At 39.8% G+C, this 23,807-nt stretch carries 17 protein-coding genes; 2 read left to right on the top strand and 15 right to left on the bottom strand.

Translation table 11 applies throughout. From position 1 onward, the window contains the following. Window positions 1–13 precede the first annotated feature (13 nt). The 11 genes from M1P97_RS17755 to M1P97_RS17705 all read right to left on the bottom strand — a co-directional run bounded on the left by M1P97_RS17755 (window position 14) and on the right by M1P97_RS17705 (window position 17,374). Window positions 14–3,229, bottom strand: a complete 3,216-nt coding sequence (locus tag M1P97_RS17755) for a SusC/RagA family TonB-linked outer membrane protein (RefSeq protein ID WP_249389762.1) — start codon at window positions 3,227–3,229, stop codon at window positions 14–16. Window positions 3,230–3,438: 209 nt separating this feature from the next. Next, on the bottom strand, window positions 3,439–4,413 hold the full coding sequence (locus tag M1P97_RS17750; RefSeq protein WP_195370543.1) for a FecR family protein: 975 nt from the start codon (window positions 4,411–4,413) through the stop codon (window positions 3,439–3,441). A 66-nt stretch (window positions 4,414–4,479) separates the two neighbouring features. Next, complete coding sequence (locus tag M1P97_RS17745; protein WP_195370544.1) at window positions 4,480–5,058, bottom strand: RNA polymerase sigma-70 factor; 579 nt, start codon at window positions 5,056–5,058, stop codon at window positions 4,480–4,482. A gap of 896 nt (window positions 5,059–5,954) precedes the next feature. Then, window positions 5,955–6,542 (bottom strand): hypothetical protein, encoded by a 588-nt coding sequence (locus tag M1P97_RS17740; protein ID WP_195370545.1) that lies wholly within the window; start codon window positions 6,540–6,542, stop codon window positions 5,955–5,957. Between the two features lie 4 nt (window positions 6,543–6,546). Continuing rightward, entirely contained in the window at window positions 6,547–9,096 is a 2,550-nt protein-coding gene (locus M1P97_RS17735; RefSeq protein ID WP_249389761.1) for a GH116 family glycosyl-hydrolase, read from the bottom strand. A gap of 61 nt (window positions 9,097–9,157) precedes the next feature. Beyond that, entirely contained in the window at window positions 9,158–10,789 is a 1,632-nt protein-coding gene (locus M1P97_RS17730) for a RagB/SusD family nutrient uptake outer membrane protein (protein ID WP_195370547.1), read from the bottom strand. A 5-nt stretch (window positions 10,790–10,794) separates the two neighbouring features. After that, window positions 10,795–13,950, bottom strand: a complete 3,156-nt coding sequence (locus tag M1P97_RS17725; RefSeq protein WP_249389760.1) for a TonB-dependent receptor — start codon at window positions 13,948–13,950, stop codon at window positions 10,795–10,797. Window positions 13,951–14,288: 338 nt separating this feature from the next. Next, the gene (locus M1P97_RS17720) at window positions 14,289–15,239 is read right to left on the bottom strand and encodes a FecR family protein (protein WP_249389759.1); all 951 of its coding nucleotides are present in this window, start codon (window positions 15,237–15,239) and stop codon (window positions 14,289–14,291) included. Window positions 15,240–15,322: 83 nt separating this feature from the next. After that, window positions 15,323–15,883, bottom strand: coding sequence for an RNA polymerase sigma-70 factor (locus tag M1P97_RS17715; protein WP_195370549.1), 561 nt, complete (start codon window positions 15,881–15,883; stop codon window positions 15,323–15,325). Window positions 15,884–16,138: 255 nt separating this feature from the next. Beyond that, the gene (locus M1P97_RS17710; protein ID WP_195370550.1) at window positions 16,139–16,333 is read right to left on the bottom strand and encodes a hypothetical protein; all 195 of its coding nucleotides are present in this window, start codon (window positions 16,331–16,333) and stop codon (window positions 16,139–16,141) included. A gap of 81 nt (window positions 16,334–16,414) precedes the next feature. Beyond that, entirely contained in the window at window positions 16,415–17,374 is a 960-nt protein-coding gene (locus M1P97_RS17705; RefSeq protein ID WP_249389758.1) for a fimbrillin family protein, read from the bottom strand. 206 nt (window positions 17,375–17,580) lie between these two features. Here M1P97_RS17705 and M1P97_RS17700 point away from each other — a divergent pair, with 206 nt between their 5' ends. Both M1P97_RS17700 and M1P97_RS17695 read left to right on the top strand, forming a co-directional pair. Further along, window positions 17,581–18,708, top strand: coding sequence for an AraC family transcriptional regulator (locus M1P97_RS17700; protein ID WP_249389757.1), 1,128 nt, complete (start codon window positions 17,581–17,583; stop codon window positions 18,706–18,708). Between the two features lie 66 nt (window positions 18,709–18,774). Then, complete coding sequence (locus tag M1P97_RS17695; protein ID WP_249389756.1) at window positions 18,775–19,911, top strand: acyltransferase; 1,137 nt, start codon at window positions 18,775–18,777, stop codon at window positions 19,909–19,911. A gap of 288 nt (window positions 19,912–20,199) precedes the next feature. Here M1P97_RS17695 and M1P97_RS17690 read toward each other — a convergent pair whose 3' ends face one another. From M1P97_RS17690 to M1P97_RS17675, 4 genes are all read right to left on the bottom strand, one after another. After that, complete coding sequence (locus M1P97_RS17690; RefSeq protein WP_195370553.1) at window positions 20,200–20,859, bottom strand: ATP-binding cassette domain-containing protein; 660 nt, start codon at window positions 20,857–20,859, stop codon at window positions 20,200–20,202. After that, window positions 20,838–21,185, bottom strand: coding sequence for a hypothetical protein (locus M1P97_RS17685; protein WP_195370554.1), 348 nt, complete (start codon window positions 21,183–21,185; stop codon window positions 20,838–20,840). The genes M1P97_RS17690 and M1P97_RS17685 overlap by 22 nt, the downstream gene beginning before the upstream one ends. A 167-nt stretch (window positions 21,186–21,352) precedes the next feature. Continuing rightward, window positions 21,353–22,261 carry an alkaline phosphatase gene (locus M1P97_RS17680; protein ID WP_195370555.1) on the bottom strand — a complete coding sequence of 303 codons (909 nt, stop codon included), beginning with the start codon at window positions 22,259–22,261 and terminating at the stop codon, window positions 21,353–21,355. Between the two features lie 13 nt (window positions 22,262–22,274). Then, entirely contained in the window at window positions 22,275–23,798 is a 1,524-nt protein-coding gene (locus M1P97_RS17675; protein WP_249389755.1) for a SusD/RagB family nutrient-binding outer membrane lipoprotein, read from the bottom strand. Window positions 23,799–23,807 lie beyond the last annotated feature (9 nt).

Raw genomic sequence — 23,807 nt, 5'->3', positions numbered from 1 at the left:
AATATATTACATATTAAAATTTAACAGAAACTCCTAATGTATAAGTTCTCGTAGACGGATAACGGTTCTTATTATCAACACCCGGATTCAGACCGCTGATACTAACTTCCGGATCGATACCGGAATAACCGGTAATTGTTGCCAGGTTAGATACCGTACCATAGATTCTCAAACGTTTGATCCAAGTATTGAAGTTAAATGTATATCCTAGAGTTACATTGTCGATTTTCCAATAGCTACCGTTTTCTATATAATAGCTAACGTATTGTAATTCCTGATCGGCAGCCAGAGGTACTTTACCGTATTTTGTTTCAAAAGCGGCACTTAATACATTACCTCTTGATAACATAACCGGTGCTTCATATTGTAAACGAGGCATATTCAATATATCAAAACCAAAAGCTCCACGCATAGTAACATTAAAATCGAAGTTTTTATAACTTAAAGAGTTGTTCCAGTTTAGATAATGTTTAGGAAGACCGTTACCGATGATCTGTTTATCGGTTGGTTGCTGTTGCGAAATCGGCTTCGGATTACCGTCGGCTCCTTCTATGATCCAATGACCGTTCTCATCGATATCGACACTCTTATATCCCCAGAAATTGCCGATAGGTTGTCCTTCCTGAATACGGTGGGTTGTCGTTTGCAGAGGTTCTCCGGTAGATCCCTGATCGGAATAGCCGCTTGATATGAACTGATCATTAGAAAGTGATAATAATTCGTTTTTATTGCTGGAGTAATTCATAGAAGTGGTCCATTGGAAATCTTTCGTTTGTACCGGAATAGCCGTAACTCCCACTTCTATACCTTGATTTCGCATAGAACCTGCATTTGCAACCATATTGGAGAACAAATAAGGAGGAGAAGGTACATCGTAATCCCAAAGCAAATCTTCTGTTTTACGATTATAATAGTCGATGTTACCTGTAATGCGATCATCCAGGAATCCAAAATCAAAACCGACGTTGATTTCTTTCTTCTTTTCCCATCTTAAATCCGGGTTTGCATTCGAATCAGGTCGAATAGTTTTGATCCATTCATTATTGTAATAGACATAAGTTCCAAAATTCAGGGTGTTTAATGACATATACGGATCAGTAGGAACAGTTCCTGTAACACCGTATCCGGCGCGTAGTTTCAATATAGACAGTGCTTCCACATCATCCAGAAAACTTTCACCTTTGATATTCCATGCTGCTGAAACAGAGGGGAAGTTACCCCATTTATGATCGGCTCCGAATTTGGTTGAACCCTCATGACGTATACTTGCAGCAAACATGTATTTACCTTTATAGCTATAATTCAAACGACCGAAATAACCGATCAGTCTACTTTCATTTGCTTCTGAAAATTCGGTTCCTCGTCCATCTTTTAAAGCCTGTCCTGCTCCCATATTATTGTATGTATAGTCATCAGAGGGAAAGTTGAAATTCTGCATATAAAAATTCTGATAATTCGTTTTCTGCCAGCTATATCCTCCCAGAAGTGTAAATGAATGATCTTCAAATAATGTTTTTCTCCATTGAACGGTTAATTCGGAAAGATCCTCATTCTTACGCGTGGAACCACGTGAAGCATATCCGTTTTTGCCGTCTCTCCAGGATGATTTATGCTCTTGTGATTCGTAATACCCTCTGACCTGATTGTAGGTATTGGAAGAGAACAGATATTTAATATCCAGCCCTTCGATTGGAGTATAAGTCACATTGGCGAACATACGTAAATTCGTCGCCTGGTTTTCTCCTTCTACTTCATTCAGTAATGATACTGGGTTATAATATTCATTTTTCGAACTTTCAGAATAATTTCCATCTTTATCATATACCGGAGTTGTCGGATTATAAATTAACGCATTTCTATACACTTCACTATTGTAACCGCCTCCATCTGATCCGGAGAAATAAGTTTGTTTATAGCCACTTAAGTTGGCGTTCAATTTCAATTTGTTATTGAACATACGGTGTGTAATCTCGATACGCGGGTAGAACATTTCGTTATTAGTTCGTTTGATTAGCCCGTTCAAACCTCTGTATTCAAAACTTGCAACATAATTGGTTGTTCTACTTCCACCACGCATGCTGATATTATAAATTTGTGTGAACGGAGTACGAGTGACTTCATCCAGCCAATCGGTAGATGAGCCGTCATCCTGACCTCCCGGCCATCCTTCCTGAACACGCTGACGATATTCGTCTGCTTTCATAAATGGGAGGGTCTTAGTGATCTGCTGGGTAGAAACATAAGCATTAACATCTACTTCCGTAGGCATTTCCCCGTTAGCGTTTTTGGTTGTTATCAGGATAACACCATTAGTACCACGGGTACCATAAATTGCAGCGGCAGAGCCATCTTTCAATACGTCTATCTGTTCAATATCATCAGGTGAAACAGAGTTTAGATCACCGGGGATTCCATCGATAAGAACTAGCGGACTGGCACTGGCTTTTAGTGTGGTGATACCACGTAATGAGATCTGTGCGGTAGAAGTTGGGTTTGCATCCGGAGTAATAATACTCAGACCCGGAACCTGGCCTTTAATCAGCTGGGCAGCGTCTGTTGTTGGGGATTTAACGAAGTTTTCAGACTTGATTGTTGAAATAGAACTGGCTACTTCGCCTTTTTTCTGTGTGCCGTATCCTACAACAACAACTTCTTCGATACTTTGCGTATCTTCCAGTAATTTCACATCTGCCGTTTTATTACTATTGACAGCTAATTCTTTCGTTAAATAACCGATGTATGAAATTTGGAGGACTGCTCCCTGGGGAACTTCCAATGTATATTGGCCATTGAAATCCGTTACAGTTCCGTTGGTAGTACCTTTTACGACTACATTGGCACCGATGATCGGCTCTCCGTTATTATCTGTAACCGTACCGGTTATTTTTCTGGTTTGTTGATTGATAAGAGCGGATTTGTCTGTACTGTTTTTTTTCAATAATAAAATATACTTGTTATCGAATTCGTAAGTGATATCCGTATTCTTAAAAGCATCATCCAGATAAGAGATTATTTTACCGGTTTTTTTATGTACGGTAATAGCACGTTCGGTATCGACTTCCCGGTTTCTGAATACAACCAGATAATCTGTTTGCTTTTCTATCTGGCTGATAAGCTGACCAATGGATAGTACCTCTGTATCAAGGCTTATAATGGTGTTCTGTGCTTCTGAGTTGACAGCCACCATTTGAAAAACACAGGCGAAAAGTATAAACAGTGATATTTTCATGATTCTGAAATATTCTTTAATGTGTTTATGATTTACAGTAAAGAGTGGTAACAAAGCTTTTCTTTTCATATCTTTGTTGAATATTAGGTAAATATTAAAATTAACTACTTGATGTTTACTTGATTTCTTAACGGCGGATGTTACAGCATCTGCCGTTATTTTCTTACATGGATTTTATCATAGGCATTACTATTTAGAGGTTATACATTTTATTTACTTAAAGTGATAATATTGTTTTCTTCATTTTTCTCGATATTGAATTTGTGTATCCTTTGGATCATACGGAGGATTTCATCAATACCGTCCCGTTGACGGAATTTACCGGTATATTCCCATTTGAATATGGAAGGGTCTTTTACTTCTATTTTTACATCATAGTAGAGTTCCAGTTTTTTAAGAATGTCAATAAGAAGTTCATTCTCAAAACTGTAAATCCCATCTCTCCATAAAAAGTGATCGTAATGCGGAATTGAACCGATTTTCATGGTTCCGTTTTTTATTATCACCTGTTCATTCGGTTTTAGAATGACACCTTTTTTATCTGGCTGTGAAAAATAGACATGTAAAGAGCCTTCTATCAGGCTTGTCTGAATCTCTTTCTCTCCGGGATAGCTATGTACATTGAATTTAGTACCCAATACTTTCATGTCTATACCCCGTGAGGAGACGATAAAGGGTTTTCTTGTATTTTTGGCAACATCGAAAAATGCTTCTCCTTCAACGAATACCCGCCTCTCTTTATCTGAGAAAACTGCCGGATAAATAAATGTAGTCTGTGAATTTAACCACACATCTGTTCCGTCTTGCAATGTTAGTTTGACCCGCTGGCCCGCAGGTACATAAAGCGTGTTGTCTGCAATTACTGGATGCATGGTTGAATGATGATTGGCGGTTACCCAATAGGTTGATAGGATCAATAACATTGCGATGGCGGCGCAACTTGCTGCATGAAATAACATCCGCCGAATTTTCTTTGTTCTGATTTTTGCATTAAAACGAATGTATCCATCCTGATTCGCTTTTTTATCATCAGCCTCGGGGGTAAGAGATAATAAAGCATACATATTTTTACTTTCGATAAATTGTTTCTTCAATTTATCGTCGGATTCAACTTGTCTCAGCAATTTCAATCTTTCAGCTGCATCAAGTTCTCCCTGGAAATATTTTTTTATTTGTTCGTCCATACGATCGGTTTGTTATAATGTAAACACCTATATGGAAAAAATCCGCTAAAGGACGAACTCTATTTTTTAAAGATAGAAGAAGAATATAAATAAAAAAAGGTGTTCTTTTAATTCTGTTCTTAGTTTTTTATATGCTATACCTATCTGAGTTTCAATGGTATTAATTGAAATGTTCAGTTCTGTGGCTATTTGTTTCTGCTTTTTCCCCTCGATCTTGCTCATAACGAATATTTCCCTGCATTTGGGAGACAGAGTATCAAGCGCACGTGCTATTATTTTCTCGATATCCTGATGGGAGAAAAGACTTTGATCGAATGCGTCTAATGAGTTCAGGTTCATTCGCAGAGTGATAAGATATTCTTCCTGTATCAGGTTGGCTGTTTCTTGTACAATTGTTTTGTGGCGTAAATGGTTTAAGCATCTGTTCTTGACTGTAGTGAATAGATATGCAACTAGGTTTATGTGCATAGAGAGCATTTCTTTCTTTTCCCAAAGTTCAGTGAAAACATCCTGAACGATATTTTCTGCATCTTCTTCTCGTATAACATACTCCAAGGCAAAGTACTTCATTTTTGAGAAGTAAGAAAGATAAATATCTTCAAATTTGATATTTTCTTTTTGATCAGTTAATGCTTCTGTTGCCATAGGTTAACTTTGTTCTAGATGAACTCAATTTTAAGCGATACGGCATTCTATTGATTGTCTGTTATATAGGAACTTTAGTAGAATTATTCTACTATGTATTCATATTTTTTCTATTATCGGATTTAGTGCACAATATTAACCAGTTATACTATAAATAGATTATATTTGCATTGAATATAACACAATAGTTCATCTAGGACTATGTCATTTATTTCTTTTGATTTTATGACTGGCTTTTAGTATCGAAAGTTATTTATGGATGTGTCAAAATGTTATTTTAACTGATTCATGGAGGGAGTGTATTTACTCGGGGGGAGTGGTTGATGTTTATTTTCGATTCTCGGGATGTTTTGTGTTGTGAAATAGAAAACATAATGCTTGATAATGAAACAAAAAGAAGATATATGTTTGTTTATAGTATCCATTTGCTTTTTGTGAATTGGTGATTAAAGTATTTTTGTTATTTCATTTTTGAAATCGTTTACAACCATTCTGGAGAAATATTCTGCCGTAAAACATATGAAATGTGTTAAAAATATTATGTGAATACATATAATGTAACTATATTTGACATAATTTGTGCTTTAAATGAAGTGCCTGTCCATTTAAAATGAGAAAAATTTCATTTTAAACGAATTGTAATTTCGTTTAAAACAAGATATAAAAATGGTTTATAAGACAATTGTGTTAATAATTGTAATAGGAAATCTTCTGGAATAACAATTGGGAAAGATTTATAAGTTATTTGATTGGTCTGTTTTGAGATGTAAAGTCATGTAAAATGAGTATTGGGTATCATTTTGTCAAATTAAATTGAGGGAATGCAACAACTATATGTACGGGGGCATGTCTGGGAAGTTATGCCCCCTTATATACATACAGATGCAGTAGGGTATTTACTGGTGTATTTTATCGATAATAGTCATTCGCTCGTTGAGCGTTGTTTGTTTATTATTATCCCAGTACTTACAATCGAGTTCGAAGAAGGTGGAAGTAAAGGGTTTTGTCAGTTCTGTTTTGATAATAACTATTTCAAACAGATTGCTGATGCTATCCAAACGGGCTATTAGGTCGTCATGTCTGATACTTATTATTTCAGTTGTCGGAAGGACATTTCCCATCTCTGTTTTCAGATTATTTATCCCCGGACAAAAATATTCTTCCAGGAAAGATAGTTCTTCGTCCTGATAGATATGGGCATACACATGAGAAGAGTTATCCAGCATGTTTTTGACTGTGCCCAGCACTTCCGTATAAGGCTCGCTGGCGTATAAGGTCGTGATACCTTCCTTAGCCTGCAATGGGTATGCCATATCCGTGATGACTATCCAGTTGCGGTGGCCTAATAGGGGGAGCTTTTCTTGCAGGACAGTTTGCCAGTTGTCAGAACCGGAAGTCTGTTTTGTTTCTATCGGATCTTTCTGAAAGCAACTGCTTAGAAATAAGTTAGCAAACAAACAGTATAGTATAATCAGTTTATTCATAACCCTACAGTTTTATTGTTTGTTTATTTCCTTCTTTCAGATCGAAATGTTTTAATTTCATCTCTTTTTTATTGCCGATGGTAAGCGATTCCAATTGGAGTGAGTCGTTGATGACTTCGATGGTTACATCATTATCGGTGACTTGGATAGTTCCCCATGCATAGCCGTTACTCCAGAAATAGTTGCCGGGACGGTCTGTAATTTTCATGCTTTTATCGACACCCGAGTATTGGAAATCGCTTAAAGCGATGATAGCGGACCAGCTTGCCATCGACCGGGCATAATGATGTCCGCATTCCGGTTCGCTGAAAGGATTCCGTTTGGCTCCGTCGTGACGGTCGCGTACGGATTGGATACAGGTGAGGGCTTCTTTTTCCATACCTTCGTAGATCATACCTACAGCCGCACAGTATTCGAATCCGGTCATAACTTCGGCAAAATAGGGGAATGGAACTTCCAGGCGACCTTTAGGCCAGGAGGCCATAAGTAGTCCAGATTCATTGCCCATTACATAAGAACGCATATTATTGAAATGGCGGCTGAAGTCCGTGACATAATTGTATTTCATGATGCTGTTCATACTTGTCCGGATATGTTCTTTGTTACCCAAATAACCTAATCCACATAAATGGGACATATATTGGCCGACCAACTGGTCTACCAGGCAGCCGGGACCTAATTGGAAGGCGGGGATTTTGACATTCGGGTCATTCATATCCAAGTATTCGAAAGTTTTCGGATCAGTGATTTTATGTTCATAATATTCACCGTTGAACAGGTTTTTGTCCATCCAGCTGCTTCCTTTTTCGAACAGAGTATGACATTTCTTTGCAAAATCTTTGTCTTTCATGGCTGTAGCCATCTTTTCCGCAGCCTTTAATGCTCCCATATACCAGAAGCCCATTTGAGGGTTCGGACCATAATAGTCTACGTCCATGGTATTATGCTGGGCACCTTCCATGACACCATCCTGATTGCCGTCCCATCCTTTTTCCGTCCAAGCGTAGGAGAGGACTTTTTTTACCTGTTTCCAGTTGTTTCTCAGGAAATCAGTATCTCCGGAAAATTGCCATTCGCGGTATATTTTCATGATACAACCCATTTGTCCGTCAGCTGCTGCACTGTTGCCTTTGTTTGCTTCCGAGAGTGGGAGTGAGGCTCTGAAGTTCATCAAACCGTTTTCTTTGGTGGCATAATTGAATTCTACGTCACGCATGGTTTTTGCCAGTTCCCCGAAAAGATAAGGAGTTGCCACTTCGTAGTTCCATACATGAGTACATGAACCGGCACATGAGCCGAAACGGTCCATGACACCTTCCCAACCCATCATATGCCCGCTAGGCAAACGAAATACGGTCTGTGAACGTAAAGTGGCAAGGTTAAACAGGGCAGCTTCTTTTACAACATCCGGATAAGAAGTATTGAGCAAAGCGTTTACGAAAGATAATGTCTTCTTTTCCAGTACGGGTATTTGTGGGATGATCATTTCTGCTGCTTTCCAGGCATCCGGATACTGGTTGCTATAATAGTTGCCGACTACGGTAGAAGACCAGGCTTTTCGATTCGGGAAATTCCAGGTGATATAGAATGTAAATGTTTCTGTGCTTTGAGGAGCTACCATTTTTTTTATGGATAGGGAAGCCATCGGGTCTTCGTCTTCCTGTTTGTTCCGTTCCGTCAATATGCCGTCTGCACTGAAATCATCCCAGAAGTTTAGTATGCCGTTGTTCCAGCTGTCGGATTTGGATGAGGTACGATAGGTAACCTTCCCGGTTGCCTGAGTCGTAAAGGCGACAGTCCCCCATGCCGGGTCGTTTTTGTCTACACCGTCCGAGTAAAGGTAGATCCCCTTTATTCCGTTACTTTCGATGTATTCGTTTTTGTTGTCTTTTACTCCGGTGGGAATGTAATCTCCTTTCCAGTCTGTACGGAATTGGCTTCCGTCTTTACCGATGAAATTACGCATAGAACCACAAATGGCAACGTCCATCGGTTGGTTGGTCGTGTTGGTCACCTCATAAGAGAGGACAGCGACAGGCAATCCACTGGCATCGGCATCGCCCGGAATGAATGGGTTAAAACCTTTTATTTTGACTTTTACGGGTAAATCTTTGTCTGATAAAGAGACTTGTCCGAAAGGATAGGCTGCGTCGAACGAGGCTTCGGCAAAACGCGGAAGACCGTGATGATTGACAGGGCGTCCTTCATAATGGAGATATTCCTGTGGATATAAAGGGCCGGCCAGTAGGGTTGTGGTAGCTTCCCGGTTTTGCGGTTTGGCATAGATTGCAAAAAAGGGAGCATTGTTACCGGTTGTTACCGTACTGTATTTCTTTGCCGGAATATTCATGATTTCCCAGTCCCGGAGTTCTCCGCGACCACCCAATGATACGGTTCCTGTCCCGATGCCGCCTAACGGCAATGCTATCTGGTAAAGATGTTCCTGATCGTATTTCTTTAATACCGGCCATTGTTGCGGCTTCCATTCTTGGGCTTGGAGTGCTATAATACCGGAAAGTATTGTTCCGGCCACGATTAAATATAGTTTATTCATGTGTAAAATATAGTTTATTTGAAAGACCGGCTCTATAACCGGTCTTTCTGTTTTAATTAGATTACCAATTCGGGTTTTGTCCTAAATTGGGATTATTGTCTCGTACTGATTGCGGAACAGGCCACAAATAATGTTTCGTAGGATCAAAGGTACGGTTTTGTCCTAAGAATTGTTTTACCGTATAGTCTCCGATAGGTGCATTTTCATCTTCATTAATGCCATATCCCGGTTCGTTCAATACCTTTTCAGCTATTTTCCAACGCAGGATATCGAAATAGCGTTTATGTTCGGTAACGAATTCATGCCGTCTTTCTTCCCGTATCTTTTCACGCATAGCTTCCTGATTGCCGACTAACTGATCTACGCCCGGCAGTTCGGCACGTTCGCGCACCTGGTTGACTGCCCATGCTATTTGTGAATTGTTCGGATCATATTCATTGAGTGCTTCTGCATAAATCAGGAGAACTTCCGCATACCTGTACAGGCTGAAATTAGTCCATGAGGCATCCGGTTTAATCAATTCCTGATCATTATATTTTAAATACATATAACCAGTGATACCACCACCTTCATGATTGATCCTTTCGTCTTTGTTATAAGCCGGATGCGGCATGTAAGGCTCGTGAGAACCATTTGGACGCAAGCATTCATAACCGGGCAAGAAGAAAGTCTTTTTTAAACGGGCATCTCTGTTTTCCCATGGGTTGTTCTTGTCGTAAGAATCTGATTCATAAATACTCTTTCCGTCCTTCATTTCGTATGAATCTACTAACTGACGAGTGGGACAGAAGCTGGCCCATCCCTGTCCGGTGATACCTGTTCCGGCCGGAGAAGCTAAAATAGGCAACATGTGAGTTATTTCGTTTTCTTTATACTGATACGCCAGTATAACCTCTTTATTGTTGTTGTTGGCTTCAGCTTTGAAGATATATGCGAAATCGTCTTCCAGGCCGTACAAGTTCATGTCTATAACCTGCTTGGCTGTGTTGGCTGCTTCTTTCCATAAATCGGTCGCTTCTTGTCCGTTGTGAAATTTGGCATAGCTAGCTATATCCAAATACATATCTGCTTTTAATGTGAGGGCAGCTCCCTTGGTGATGCGACCGATGTTGTCGCCCGAATAAGTTTCCGGCAGATATTTGATTGCTTTGTTGATATTTTCCAGTGCGTAATCCAAAACTTCCTGCTTAGGTGAACGTGGTAGTGCTGCTTCTTCCAGGTCGATCGGTTTTTCCTTGATTAAAGGTATGTCACCGAAATGACGTGTCATGCGGTAGTAGCGCAGAGCCAGGATAAAGCGGGCTTCTCCTTCATACTGTTGCTTTTTGGTTTCATCTATATTCATACCTTCCAGGCGATCCAGAAAATACAATATTCTGCGGATATGATCGTATTTCCATTCTTCTTTCAGATAACCGGTACCGGCATTGTGGGATCCTTGGCAAATATATCCTAAACCACTTTCTCCCCAAGCATTTGTCATCAATGAGTTGTCGCTTTGGCAATCTCTCCAGAAATCGCGTGAGTTTGGCAATAACGGATATAAAGCGTTTACTCCGGCCAAAGCATCTGCTTCTGTTTGCCAGAACGTATTTTCGGATGCCTGTGAAAGAGGAACACGATCCAGAAAATCAGAACAACTACTCAATGTGAGTGCTGAAACTAATAAAAATGCTAAACTATATTTTTTCATGATTCTTAAAATTGAAGATTAAAACCGAATGAGAATGTTCTTGCCAGCGGATACCAACCGCCTTCCGGGTCGAAACCGTCATAACCGGTGATGGTTGCCAGATTCTGTCCGGAAAGATACAATCTCAAATATTGAATATTGACACGTTCCAATGCACTTTTGGGAACAGTATAACCGATCTGTATATTTTGTATTTTCAGATAATCGGCTGTACGCAACCAGAAACTGTTGTATCTGGAATCGTAGTCATTGGCTGTGTTCGATAAAGTCAGACGCGGGTAGGAAGCATCCCTGTTTGTTTCACTCCATGCATCCAGGTGCATAGGACGTGCGTTGTCTGTCAGGTAGAACGCCCATCCTTCATAGCCTTGAAGATATTTTTTGAAGTTCAATTTTCCATACATATTCATAGAGAAGTCGAAATCTTTATAGCCGAACGAAAGATTCATACCGAAGTTTACAGGAATCTTACGGTTTAGTACGACACGGTCTTTTTCGTCGATTACATTGTCATTGTTTTGATCTTTGAACTTGATGTTACCGGGTAACACATTTCCTTGATCGGGTGAGCCGGCAATCTCTTCTTCGCTTTGAAACAGACCGATAGCCTCGTATCCGTATGGCAACTGATAGCGGTCGTTTAGATAAGTTACTTTGTTGTTGTCTTCAATCCATCTTTCCGAGTCACCCATTTCCAGCACTTTGTTTTTAGAATAACTGAGGTTTACATCGACACCCCAACGGAAATCACCCTTCGAATCCTGATAACTGGTCAGGATATCCATACCCTGGTTCTTCATCTTCAACAGATTTGAATAAGGGGCATTCAGACCGAACTCGCTTGGTACAGGTGGACGATATAGAATATTGTCTCTCAGGTTGATAAAATAGTCGGCAGACAATTTAATACGCTGATCCAATACTCCGAAATCTAAACCAAAGTTTGTATATTTAGACTCTTCCCAAGTGATGTTGGGGTTTACGGCTATATTATTATAGGCACCACCTACCAGTTTGTCGTTGAAAGCGTAGATTTTGGGATCGTAAGATAAAATCTGTGCAGTCGGATAATAACCAACCTTTTCCGCATCTCCCAATATACCCCAGGAAGCTCTCACCTTCAACTCAGACAACCAATTGCTTGCAGGCATCATAAAAGCCTCACGATGTATATTCCAGCCTCCGGAAAAAGAAGGGAATACACCCCAGCGGTGTCCTTTGGCGAAACGAGAGGAGCCGTCAGCACGCAAACTGGCTTCAAACAGATATTTACCCTGATAGTCGTAATTTAGACGACCGAACCAGGATTGTACGGCTACATCATTACTATATTCATTGCCATTGCCGTCGGCACTGCCGTTCTGCTTGTTGTCGCTACCGGTGTTCAGTACGTCTATGCCGTCAAACGGCAGTTTGTCACGGGAAGCCCAGAAACCATCAGACTTGTAATATTCCTGTGAATAACCGGCCAATACTTTAAAATTATGATCAGCTGCGATTTTGAAAGAATAGTCGCTTGTAAACTGTAATTGCGTACGGAAATTGTAAGTATTTGTTTCCTTCAAAGAAGAAACTTGATTTTCAGTTTTTGCAATATTCCCATCATTGTCATACAGATAATAAGTATTCTTACGGTCCTTGTATGTCGTGTTATGGGAGTAAGTTGCAATATTACCTTTGATATTCCAGTCTTTTAACGGAGAATAGCTAACATTGAAAATAGCCATCATCTCTTTATGTCTTTCTTTGGAATATCCTGATTCATTGACACCGGCAATGGGATTACCACCCATGGCACCGCCTGTGGCGTAAGAACCGTCTGTATTATAGATAGGAGTAACCGGAGAGATACGTGCTGCTTGTGTCTGCCAGATTGTTGTTCCGCCATTCGGATTCTTGATATTGGTTTGTGTATATTGCAGACTGGCACGAGCTTCCAGGTTCTTTAAAATCTGAAAACGCATATCCGGTTTGAATATCAATCGGTTATAATTGTTGTTCGGTAAGTTGCCGTCTTGATAGTCATTAGAGATGGAGAAACGGTAAGAGATTGATTTTTCTTTTCCGGATAGTGCAACATGGGTATTGTTGATAACGGTATTCTTCTTGTAAATTTCTTTATACCATTTGTTATCTACATATTTGCCCGCATGTAAATCCTGGATACCTTGTTCGCCGTAGACTGCCTGCTTTCCGTCGTTTATCATGGCTTGGTCATACAAGCGCATAAAATCTTCAGCATCTACGAAGTCGAGTTTAAACTGTGGATTCTGTATACCGATATTACTCGAAAATTCAACGGTTGGACGTTCTGTCGCTTTCGCTCCCTTGGTTGTTACCAAAATAACACCGTTGGCAGCACGTGAACCGTAGATAGCTGCCGAAGCGGCATCCTTCAAGATGGATACACTTTCTATATCGTTAGGATTTAACGTATAAATATTACCGGGTATACCATCGATAAGCACCAGTACACCGGAGCTATCTCCGATAGTAGATATTCCACGAATATTGATACTTGCCCCTGAACCGGCTGCACCACTTCCTTTAGTGACTACCATACCCGGTACAGATCCGGCCAGCAACTCCTGTACATTCGTTACAGGACGGGATTTTAAAACCTCGTCTGCTTTTACAGTTCCGATCGATCCGGTCAGGTTTACTTTCTTTTGTGTACCAAATCCGACAACGACAACTTCATCGATAGCCTGTGTATCTTCTTTTAGAATGACTTTCAGGCTTGTTTGTTTTCCAGCTCTGATTTCTTGCGGAGTATAACCGATATATGAAATGACAATAATGTCATTATCCGATATATTTGCCAGGCTGAAATTTCCATCGACGTCAGTAATCGTTCCATTGGTAGTACCCTTGACAGATACATTTGCACCGATGATAGCTTCGCCCTTTTCATCAGTGATTATGCCATTAATTGTCCGTGCTTTTTGCTGCGTGGATAGAGTCTTATTTCTTGTCTCTTTTTTTATCAGCATGATATTGGAACCTTCCATGGCATAAATAACATCTGTTTGATCGAATGCTTTATTCAATACTTCTGCTACTGTTTGATTGGTCGCCTGAATAGTTACTTTGCGATTCAGGTTTACTTCATTTTCATTGTAAACAAACAGGTAATCTGTCTGTTTTTCAATTTCTAGCATAAGATCCTGTGTCGAAATGTTATTTGCAACAATGGAAACTTTTGCTGTTTGTGAAGTTGCTTCCGTAGCAAATATGCCGGATGCAAAAATAAAAATAGACACAAAGGCTAATTTCATAATGCGCAATATATGTTTATAATGTGGTTTAAATGGGATAAAAGAATCCCTATACAAAATATTTTTCATACTTTTGTAGACTGTGTTTAGTTAATACTTAGATATTTAAGTGATGAAGTCGGGTATTGACTTACTTTAAACCGATAGGTGTTGGAGCACTTATCGGTTTTTTTGTTCATTCATGTCTTTTATGTCATAGGCTAACTGTTTTTATGATTAATTTATTTGATAGTAATTAGATTCCGATCATTATCTTTTTCATAACTAAATATGTTATTGAGTTGAAGCACCTTTAATACATGCTCTACTCCATCTTTAGTTCGGAATTTTCCTGAATAACGGTTTTTTAATAGTGACTTGTTTTGAACATCGATTTTTACATCGTAATATAATTGAAGTTTCTCTATCATTTTATCTACCGGTTCATCATAGAAACAGATTAATCCTTCTTTCCATAAAAAATAATTCTCGTGTTCTATCGTATCTTTTTTTAGTATGCCATTTTCTTCGTAGGTACGCATATGCGGTTTTAAACTGACTTTTACGTTTTTTGTCGGAGAAAATACTTCGACAGCTCCTTTTAGCAAAGATGTTTCGAAAACCGAAGAAGCTGAGTAAGCAGTTACATTGAATTCTGTACCTAATACCTTAATATTATAGTGTTCAGTATTTACTATAAAAGGTTTGTCCGGATTTTTTGTTACATCAAAATAGCCTTCCCCATCTAAAATGACACGACGGTTATTAGCTGTGAATTTATTGGGGAATGTAAAAGTTGTTTTTGCATTCAGCCAGACTTTTGTACCATCCGTCAGGGTTAACTCTGCCCTTTGTCCGGGTGGGACAAATATGGTTTGCATACTTACCGGATCTACATCTTCTTTATTTATAAAGAATGAATACAAAACAGAAAAAGTAATGATAAAGATTGCTGCTATTTTAGAGAATTCGATTGCAATGGATCGTAATGTCCGTCGTTTATTTGCCAGAGGGGAGTCCCCTCTGGCAACAAGAGCCGGCTCTTGTTGCCAGATAGATATGTCATATAATTTACGCTGAGCAAGAAACTCTCTCATATTTTCCTTGTCAGCATCGAGCCAGCGGGCAACATCTTCCTTTTCTTCTTGTGTTGCTTCGCCTGCTATATATTTATGTAGTATTTCCTGATTCATATTTTTCTTTTTATGGGTATGTTTTATGCCCCGTTATTATAAAAACGATTTACAAAGTGATAACCCTAGTGGGAAATGAAAAATTATTGGAAAAAGAAGAAGAAATAGAAGAGAGGAAGATAATCTTTCAGATTCTCCCGTAAAGGTTTTAAGGCTTTGGTGATATGATATTCGACTCCTTTAACTGTGAGTTTAAGCTCTTCGGCAATCTCTTTATTTGTTTTGTTCTCGAAGCGGCTCATTTCGAATACACGGCGGGTTTGCTCCGGTAAAAGAGCTAAAGTAGCGGTGACTATCTGCTGTACTTCGGTAGAGAATATGTCTTCCGGATTACATGCTTCCAGGGTGGAAATGCGAATATCCAGTTCCCTTTGCTTCATATCTGTCAATGAATGGATTGCTTCCGTCTTGATTGCTTCATGTTTCAGGTGGTCGAGTGATTTGTTTTTTAATGTCGTCAGTAGTAAGGCTTCGATATGTTCAATCTCCTTTTCTTTCAGTATTTCCCATAATTTTATCAAGACATCCGATACAATGTCTTCGGCAATGCATTCGTCGTGAACATAAGATTTGGTGAACAGAAAAGATTTTCTGTAGTATTTAGTATATAAAGTATTGAAGTTGTGTATTTCAGTCCCGATCATTTTCTCTCCTTGTTTTCACAATAGTCGTTGGGGACAAATGTAGGGAAAATAAATATAAATTAAATCCCATCGGTAAAATATTGATAGGTGAGATACCTGAAGGAAAGAAAATAGTAGCATAATGAAACCGGCCCCGGTAAGGTTCGGGTCAAATAAAAGAGTGTTGTCGGCGATAAGTTGAGAGGGAATATGCGCCCTGCTGAGTACAGGGCACGGTATTCGGGGCCGGCTTCATTACTACTATTTTAGTATTAATTAAATGTGTACGTAACTCTCACGAGTTAGTTCGTTAATCCATTTCAAATATAGAACCTCATTCGGAGGAAGTTTTGAGACCCCTTTACCGGATGTCGTGGTAAGAGCGGGAGCATTGCTTCCTCCTTTTCCCCGTAATTGTGCTTCTTCTTGCGATGCCGGACCTGCTACACTATCAGACTTTCGTCTGTACATCCGGGCAGCCAGTTCGTCGGCACTGCAACAAAGTACATTTACGCAGAGATTCTAAACCATAACCAAAACATAAAATAAAACTTACATAATGCTGCTTGTAGCATCTTTACCATTACCCTGTATCCAGTCGGTAACGGATACCTCTTTCAATGTAAGAGCCTCTCCGCTGAGAGTTAATTTGTAGAGGTATTTATGTCCTTTTTCCCAAACTGTTTGAGCGGGAATTTTATATTTATATGAACTTCCATTTATTGTAAAGAGGGCTTCAATGTCTCCTTCAGCTATGGGACCCGATGTCGGGAATACCCTGATATGCTGCGGATCACAAAACTCTTTCGTCAGTGTAACAGCTTCTTCGAGGTTTAACCGGGTGGAGGTCTTGCAACCTGCTGTTCCGGTAATTTCTCCGGTTCTGATATCCATCATACCCCTACAAATAAGTGTGCTTCCTCCGGCCTTGTTTCCAACCTGGATGGCACTTAGCTGATAATCTTTGTTTTCTCCTTCCTGCAAGTTGATTTGAAAGGAGATAAGAGACAAAGCATGGTTCATATTCAGGATCACTACAGGTGAAATACTGTTCACTATTTTCTGACCAACAGCGTGTGTGCCATACATATAGTCGGGAGTTTGAGTTGCATCCGATGATAACTTTACAGGAATACTGGCTGCACTCAGTCTCATTTGCGACTGATACGGATAATAGGCATACACGGTGGCCGGGTCGAAGTTAAGGGAGACTTCCGGCGTTTGTTGCCAGGAGATTTTATTACTAATTAAACTTGCTTTCGCTTTTACATTTATATAATCACTATCCTCATCATATAGGCCACCGTCATTTTCGCGGGTGATCAGTAGTCCTATTTCCGATCCGTCTTTGAATTCTTGCACGAAATTCGCAGATTTTGTAGTTAAAATACGTGTAATAATTCTTAATGGTTTTTCTTTTGCGCTAATACTCTCAATGGCTACGATATTGCCTTCGTTAGAGCAACCTGCCAAACAGGAAATCAGTGTAATAAATAGTAATAAATTTCTCATACTTTTATGTTATTTTTGTATCAAATTTCATATTGCAAATATCCGGCGGTTTGAGTAAAAAGAGGGGTCATACGGTATAAAACCACGATGAAATCGTATAAAAACGCATGATGCAAATAATCTAAAGACGTCAAATTGTCTAAATATGATGCAAATCAACTATTTGAGAGTGCAATTTGTTTATAGATAAACGAGGCGATAGGAGTATGTTAGACAAAATACAGTTTTTATTAAGTATGCAGATAATCGGCCTATGCATTTTAGGCGGTATTATGATGTTATTAAGGTCATTCGGTAACCGGGCACGACATATTTTAGGCTGGAGTATGATTATGTGGGCCTTGATGGCTGTGATCCGGATTTCTATTAATTCTTATGTCGATGACGTGAAGGTAACATTTCATCCCGACGTACTAATTGCAAGTTGTTTTGTGACTGCTTGCCTTGACTGTTATGTGATTGAAAAGCTACGTCCCGGTTTTCTTACTATAAAGCGGTTTGCAGTTTTTCTTTCGCCTGTTGTGATAGGCGGTTTATCTTATCTTATTTATCGTTTGTCAGGCGGAGAAATTCATATATTTTATTCGATAAAAGACGTGTTTACGCACTTTAATATGGATGTATTCCTGCGTTTATTGGTACTGGTTCTTACTCTTTTTTATATGATTTTACCGATATATCTTGTCGTAAAGTACGCCGATGAGTATTCCGCTTATCTGAGCGAGAATGTTTCGGATCCTGAAAATTATGACTTGAGATGGTTGAAGCGGATAATGATCGTGTTATCTATTCTCTATTTCCTTTATGTGGTTTTGTTGCTGACCGACAGAACGATCCTGTATGTCGTTATTAAGGCTATTATGCTGGTTGTATGGTTTTATTTCTTCTATAAAGCATTATTCCTTAAGAATATCCGGATTGAACACTCCTTTAAAAACGGATGGGATCTTCCGTTGAGTGTGGATGACGAGGAAGACGACGATGACGAGGAGCAGCGAGGGGCTCTTTTCAAACGCTATGCTGAAGAGGTGAATACCTGGTTTGAAAGGGAAAAACCTTACCTGAATGATGATTTGCGGCTTACTGATTTACAACGCGTGTTCCCTATCAGCCGTTCTTATCTCTCACAACTATTCAATAAAGAGCTGGGAATGTCTTTTTCCGATAATGTGAACCAGTTCCGTGTGGAAGAGAGCAAACGCTTGATGGATGCCGAACCTTTGGCCAGTATCCAGGATATTGCCGAACGTTCCGGTTTTCATTCCATCAGTACGTTCCGCAGGGCATTTACCAAACATACCGGCATTATTCCTTCCGAATATAAGAGAGGATAACCCTGTCTTGTATGATTTGATAAGATTACTTACTTTTACATCCTGTTGAAGAAAATAATTCTTGTCATGAATAACACTACTGCTGAACGTCCGCATATCGTATGGCTGGACGTACTTCGTTTCGTTGCTATCCTGATGGTCATTGCCTGTCATTGTACCGACCCGTTCAATGCCTCTCCGGAGTCGCGTGCCAATCCTGAAATTAATTTCTGGGGATCTGCCTATGGATCTATGCTAAGGGCCTGTGTTCCTTTGTTTGTAATGATGACAGGCTTTTTATTGTTGCCGGTCAAACAGGAGACATCTCTTTTTTATAAGAAACGTATTCCGCGTGTATTCTTTCCTTTCCTGATATGGTCTGTATTGTTTAATCTGGCTCCCTGGTTTATCCAGTGGGTAGGAGGAAGTCCTGAACTGGTGACCGATTTCTTCCCATGGGCGCCCGATCCTTCAGCTTCTTTGGTTGACGGGCTGAAAGATATTGCCATGATTCCGATCACATTTACCGTATACGCAACGCCGATGTGGTATATTTATGCACTGATCGGGTTGTACTTATATATGCCTGTATTCTCGGCCTGGGTGGAGAAAGCGTCCGATAAGGGGAAACGTTGGTTTCTGATTGCCTGGAGTGTCTCCCTGTTTATTCCTTACTTGGTGGAATTTGTTTCGAGGTATGTGTTCGGAACCTGCTCATGGAATGCGTATGGACTGTTCTACTATTTTGCCGGTTTCAACGGTTATCTGTTGCTTGGCCATTATCTGGGTAAAGGGAATGGTTGGTCAGTCGGTAAGACCCTGGCGATATCTGTTCTTTTGTTTCTGATTGGTTACCTGATCACTTTTGCAGGCTTTCGTTATATGACTTCCGATCCTAATGTAAGTGAAGAGGGGATGGAACTCTTCTTTACTTATTGTTCTCCGAATGCGATGCTGATGACGGCTGCTATTTTCCTGCTGGTTCAGAAAGTTCGTATTACGTCACCTTTGGTTTGTCGTGCTTTGGCTAATCTGACAAAAGTAGGATTCGGGGTGTATTGTGTGCATTATTTCTTCGTAGGGCCTTCTTATCTGCTGACTCTCTGGCTGGGTGTTCCTGTGCCTGCCATTGTACCTGTTTCGGCTGTATTTACGTTGGCTGCATCATGGGCTTTCACCTATTTGTTAAGTAGATTGCCTTATTCGAAATACATTATAGGATAAGGGATTTCGGGAAACGGGAGGTCTGTTTGTGCAAATGATGTTAAAAACGGGTAATGCTGGTATAACGTATGCGTATTACCACTACTTTTGTGTTGTAAAACATATTTATATGACATGTTTTATGATGAGATCGTTTTAAATAAATAGAAAGCGCTATGAAAAAAGTAGTTAGTAAATGCGTCAAATATCTGGAAATTCTGGGTGAATATGCGATGCAGAAGTATGGAATAAGATAAAATAAATCTTTTCAGCGTTAGGGGATGTCCGTGAGGGTATCCCTTTTTTAGTTTATGGCTGGTAATAACCGTAAGGTATAAGCTCTTCTATCTGTTTGATCTCTTTGAGGTAACATTGGTCAAGCAGTGTCAAGCGGTTGGCTATTTTGTGCACTTCCCGGAAGTTATGGTCTGTCAGGATGATACCGTGTTCTTTGGCGCTTTCGGTCATCAGTTCCCGTATCTGTTCGGCTACGACAGGGGAGACGCCGCTGAAAGGTTCGTCCAGCAGGATATAAGGCGCCCGGCTGAAAAGGGTGGCTTTGATTTCCAGGTAACGTTGTTCTCCGGTCGATATTTCACAGATGCGAGAGGTACGGAGGCGGATTAATATTTTGTCGGCTAGGAAGCGTTTTCTGTCTTCCGGAGCGATGCATAGATCTACGACTTGCGATATTTTCAGATGGGAGGGTAGCAAGTGATGTTGTGGCAGATAGGCAATCAAACCGGAGCGGAAGGCAGGGCCGTTCATCACTTTCCCGTCGATACGGATGAAACTACGATCGCCTTTCAAGGTTCCGAATATGATATTCAATAGGGTGGACTTACCTGTTCCGTTTCGTCCGAAGAGGGCTATAATATCTCCCTTACAACATTTGAGGTAAATATCTGTCAGTATCGGACGGTCACCGAAGGCTTTCATTACGCTGTCTATTTCAAGGCCTGTATGCATAGTTGTATGATTTGATTCAACAGATTACAGCCGATGAACATAACGATGAAGGTAACGCCCCAGAGTTGATACTTGCCGATTCCCTGGTTGTAGTAGAAGAAATATTCTTCTTTGCGGGTCAATTCTTTATAAATAAGGTCGAAGCCGAGTCCGACTGTGGGAATGAAACGGAGCCAGAGTTTAAGGTATTCGGTAATCCCGTCGTGATAAATGAGTATTCCCAAAAATGCAAAAAGAAAACTAATCAGGACACTGAATTTTAATGTGCTGAAGAAGAATATCCGATAGAACCGGTATTGTGTTTTCCATCTTTGCAGGCTATTCATAAACTGTCGGTTTACGAGAGTAATTGATTTTTTGCTAAGATATTCAATTACTTGGGAATGAGGGAAGGATTCTTTTTAATAAAGTATAAAAAGGAACAGTAAAGATAGGTATGGAAAAGGTGGATAATTCTAATGGAGCTGGGATTTTCCCAGCTCCATTAGAGTGTTTATTTCTTGAAGGCAGATAACATAGGACGGCCAATCCATACCTGTGGTTGTTTCAGATTAAAGATATAAGCAATAGTTGATGCAATATCAAATTGCATCATACTGTCAGAAATCTCATATCCTTTCTTGATATTTTTACCGGAAATAATGAAGGCTGTTTCCATTTCCTGCATGGTCTTGCCTCCGTGTCCTTTATTAATGCCTCCATGATCGGCTGTGACAATAAAGACTGTTTCGTCAAGTATTCCGGCTTCTTTTACGGCATTAACGATTTCTCCTACATAATTATCTAGTTCTTTTAGTACCGTGTAGTATTCCGGAGTATCATGACCTGCTGCATGTCCGACGTGATCCGGATTGTCGATGATGACAGCTAACAGATTAGGATGGGCTTTCTTTATATAATCGGCTGCATATTGTGCTGTTGCTGCGGGGTTACTTTCTGCTTCGGAAACATGTTTGTCGTAATTGAGAGCGAAGGTATCTACAAGACAGCGAATTGTTTCCCATTCATATATACAACCTATTTCTGCTTTGGGGTCGGACTCATGTAACAGGCTAAATACTGTAGGGAATATTCCGTTTTTATTAATTTCCCGTGAAGAAAGTTCAGGTGTTTTGGAATACCATTCAGTATATCCGTGAAGTTCAGGTCCGGCTCCCATAAACATGGAAGCCCAGTTTACAGCACTTGAAGATGGTAACACCGACCGCTTCTTCAAAGTATATGAACCATCCTTCATAAGTTTTTTTACATTGGGCATTTCTGCTTTTAAAACACTATAAGCTCCCCAGCCATCCAGGCCAATTAGTATAACATGTTTGGCATTTCGGGAAGATGCATATATATTGTTTGTACTGAGGGCAAAGAAAATGCCCAGTAGAATTAATAAAATATTCTTTTTCATAACTATTGATTGTTTATTTAAGTAAGATCCACATTAGTTTGTTGTTGTCATCCAGTCCGTCATATTGACGGGCAACGGCCTTTTCTACGCTTTCTCTGTTGAAATCATATTCCCAGGTTGAATACATCCATCGCACAGGAATTTTGTCCTTGACTGTGTTTCGGTTAGTCTCTGGATTAACAGGAAGCTCCGGATATCCGGTGCGTCTGTATTCAAAATAGGCATCAAAAGGATATTGCATATAGTAAGCCAGATATTTTTGTCCAATGATTTGTTTCAGCTTATGATCGAAATTACCAGATAAGGTAATACGGTCACTATTCAAATATTCTGTGATATAATTGTCGGTAATCTTCATACCATGATGATATTTGACGTCGTCAGGAGTATTATCTGCAACAAATTTCATTGCTGCTTTAATACCGTTGTTGTAGTATGAATTGATATCTCCGCTTATCCATCCTCGCAATACTCCTTCGGCGAGAATAAAACATTGTTCGGCATAACCTATGCGCACATAAGGTTCACAGGAGATGACATCTGTATATCTGAGGTTCATAGTACAGCATTTTCCATCTGCATTCAGAGATTGAAGATCAGAGAAGTCACCAGCAGGATCCAATCCTTCATAAGCATTCACATCGTTCACCTGTAATCCTTGACTAATAAAAGCTTTTGCAGGTTCAGCAAAATAGAACAGGCGATAATCGTTGTAAGCTTTAAGTGTATCGACAATTACACTTGATATAGTTGAATACATATAATGCTTTGATACGGAAGTGTTGAAAGGATAGGTTTGCCCTGCCTTATTAGAGAATACCAGTTGAAAATTATCTTCATTTGATTCCATGAGATTTCCTTCCGCTACAATTTGTGCAAACCGTTCTTTTACTTTTAATACAGGATGATTCTCTTTCATGGACAGATACAATAATACTTTCAAGCGGAAAGCATCTACTGTCTTTTGCCATTTTGAAATATTACCTTGGAAGATCGGATCGCCTTCGAAATCTTGTGCTTCATTGAAAAAACGGGCGGACTCATCGAGATCGTTCATAATAGCGATCATTACATCTTCCTGTGGATCATATTGGGGTTTGACATTTCCCTCCTCACCTTGTAAGGCTTCGCTGTAAGGAATGTCTCCCAGCTTCATAGATGTATAGAACAGTTGGTATGTTTTGATGAAAAGGGCCAAAGCCTGATAGGCAGCTTTATCTTCTTCCGAGGCCAATTCTACCATTTTTACAGTATTCATCAATGTCTTATATCCTCCAAGGCCGGCTCTTCCCAAAACATTGTAATTGTAGTCATGGAGAGATTCTAACCATACCATTTGTTTAGCCAGGCAATTGTCTGAAATAAACCCGGATCCAGTACCTCCTGTTGCTGTCAGATCCAGTAGGAGCGGGGTTGCCAGTAAAGATGACGATACTGTGGTTGCCGCATTAGGGTTTGTATTTATATCATCATATGCGGAACATCCATATCCTGCAATGAAGAGGATCGATAGAAAAATATATTTTAGTGTTTTCATATATTATTT

Origin of the sequence: Parabacteroides leei (assembly GCF_023369805.1) — a bacterium.
In the GTDB taxonomy this organism is placed as follows: domain Bacteria; phylum Bacteroidota; class Bacteroidia; order Bacteroidales; family Tannerellaceae; genus Parabacteroides; species Parabacteroides leei.
Note: the sequence above shows the minus strand (reverse complement) of the source record. Positions and strands in the feature narration are given on the sequence as shown.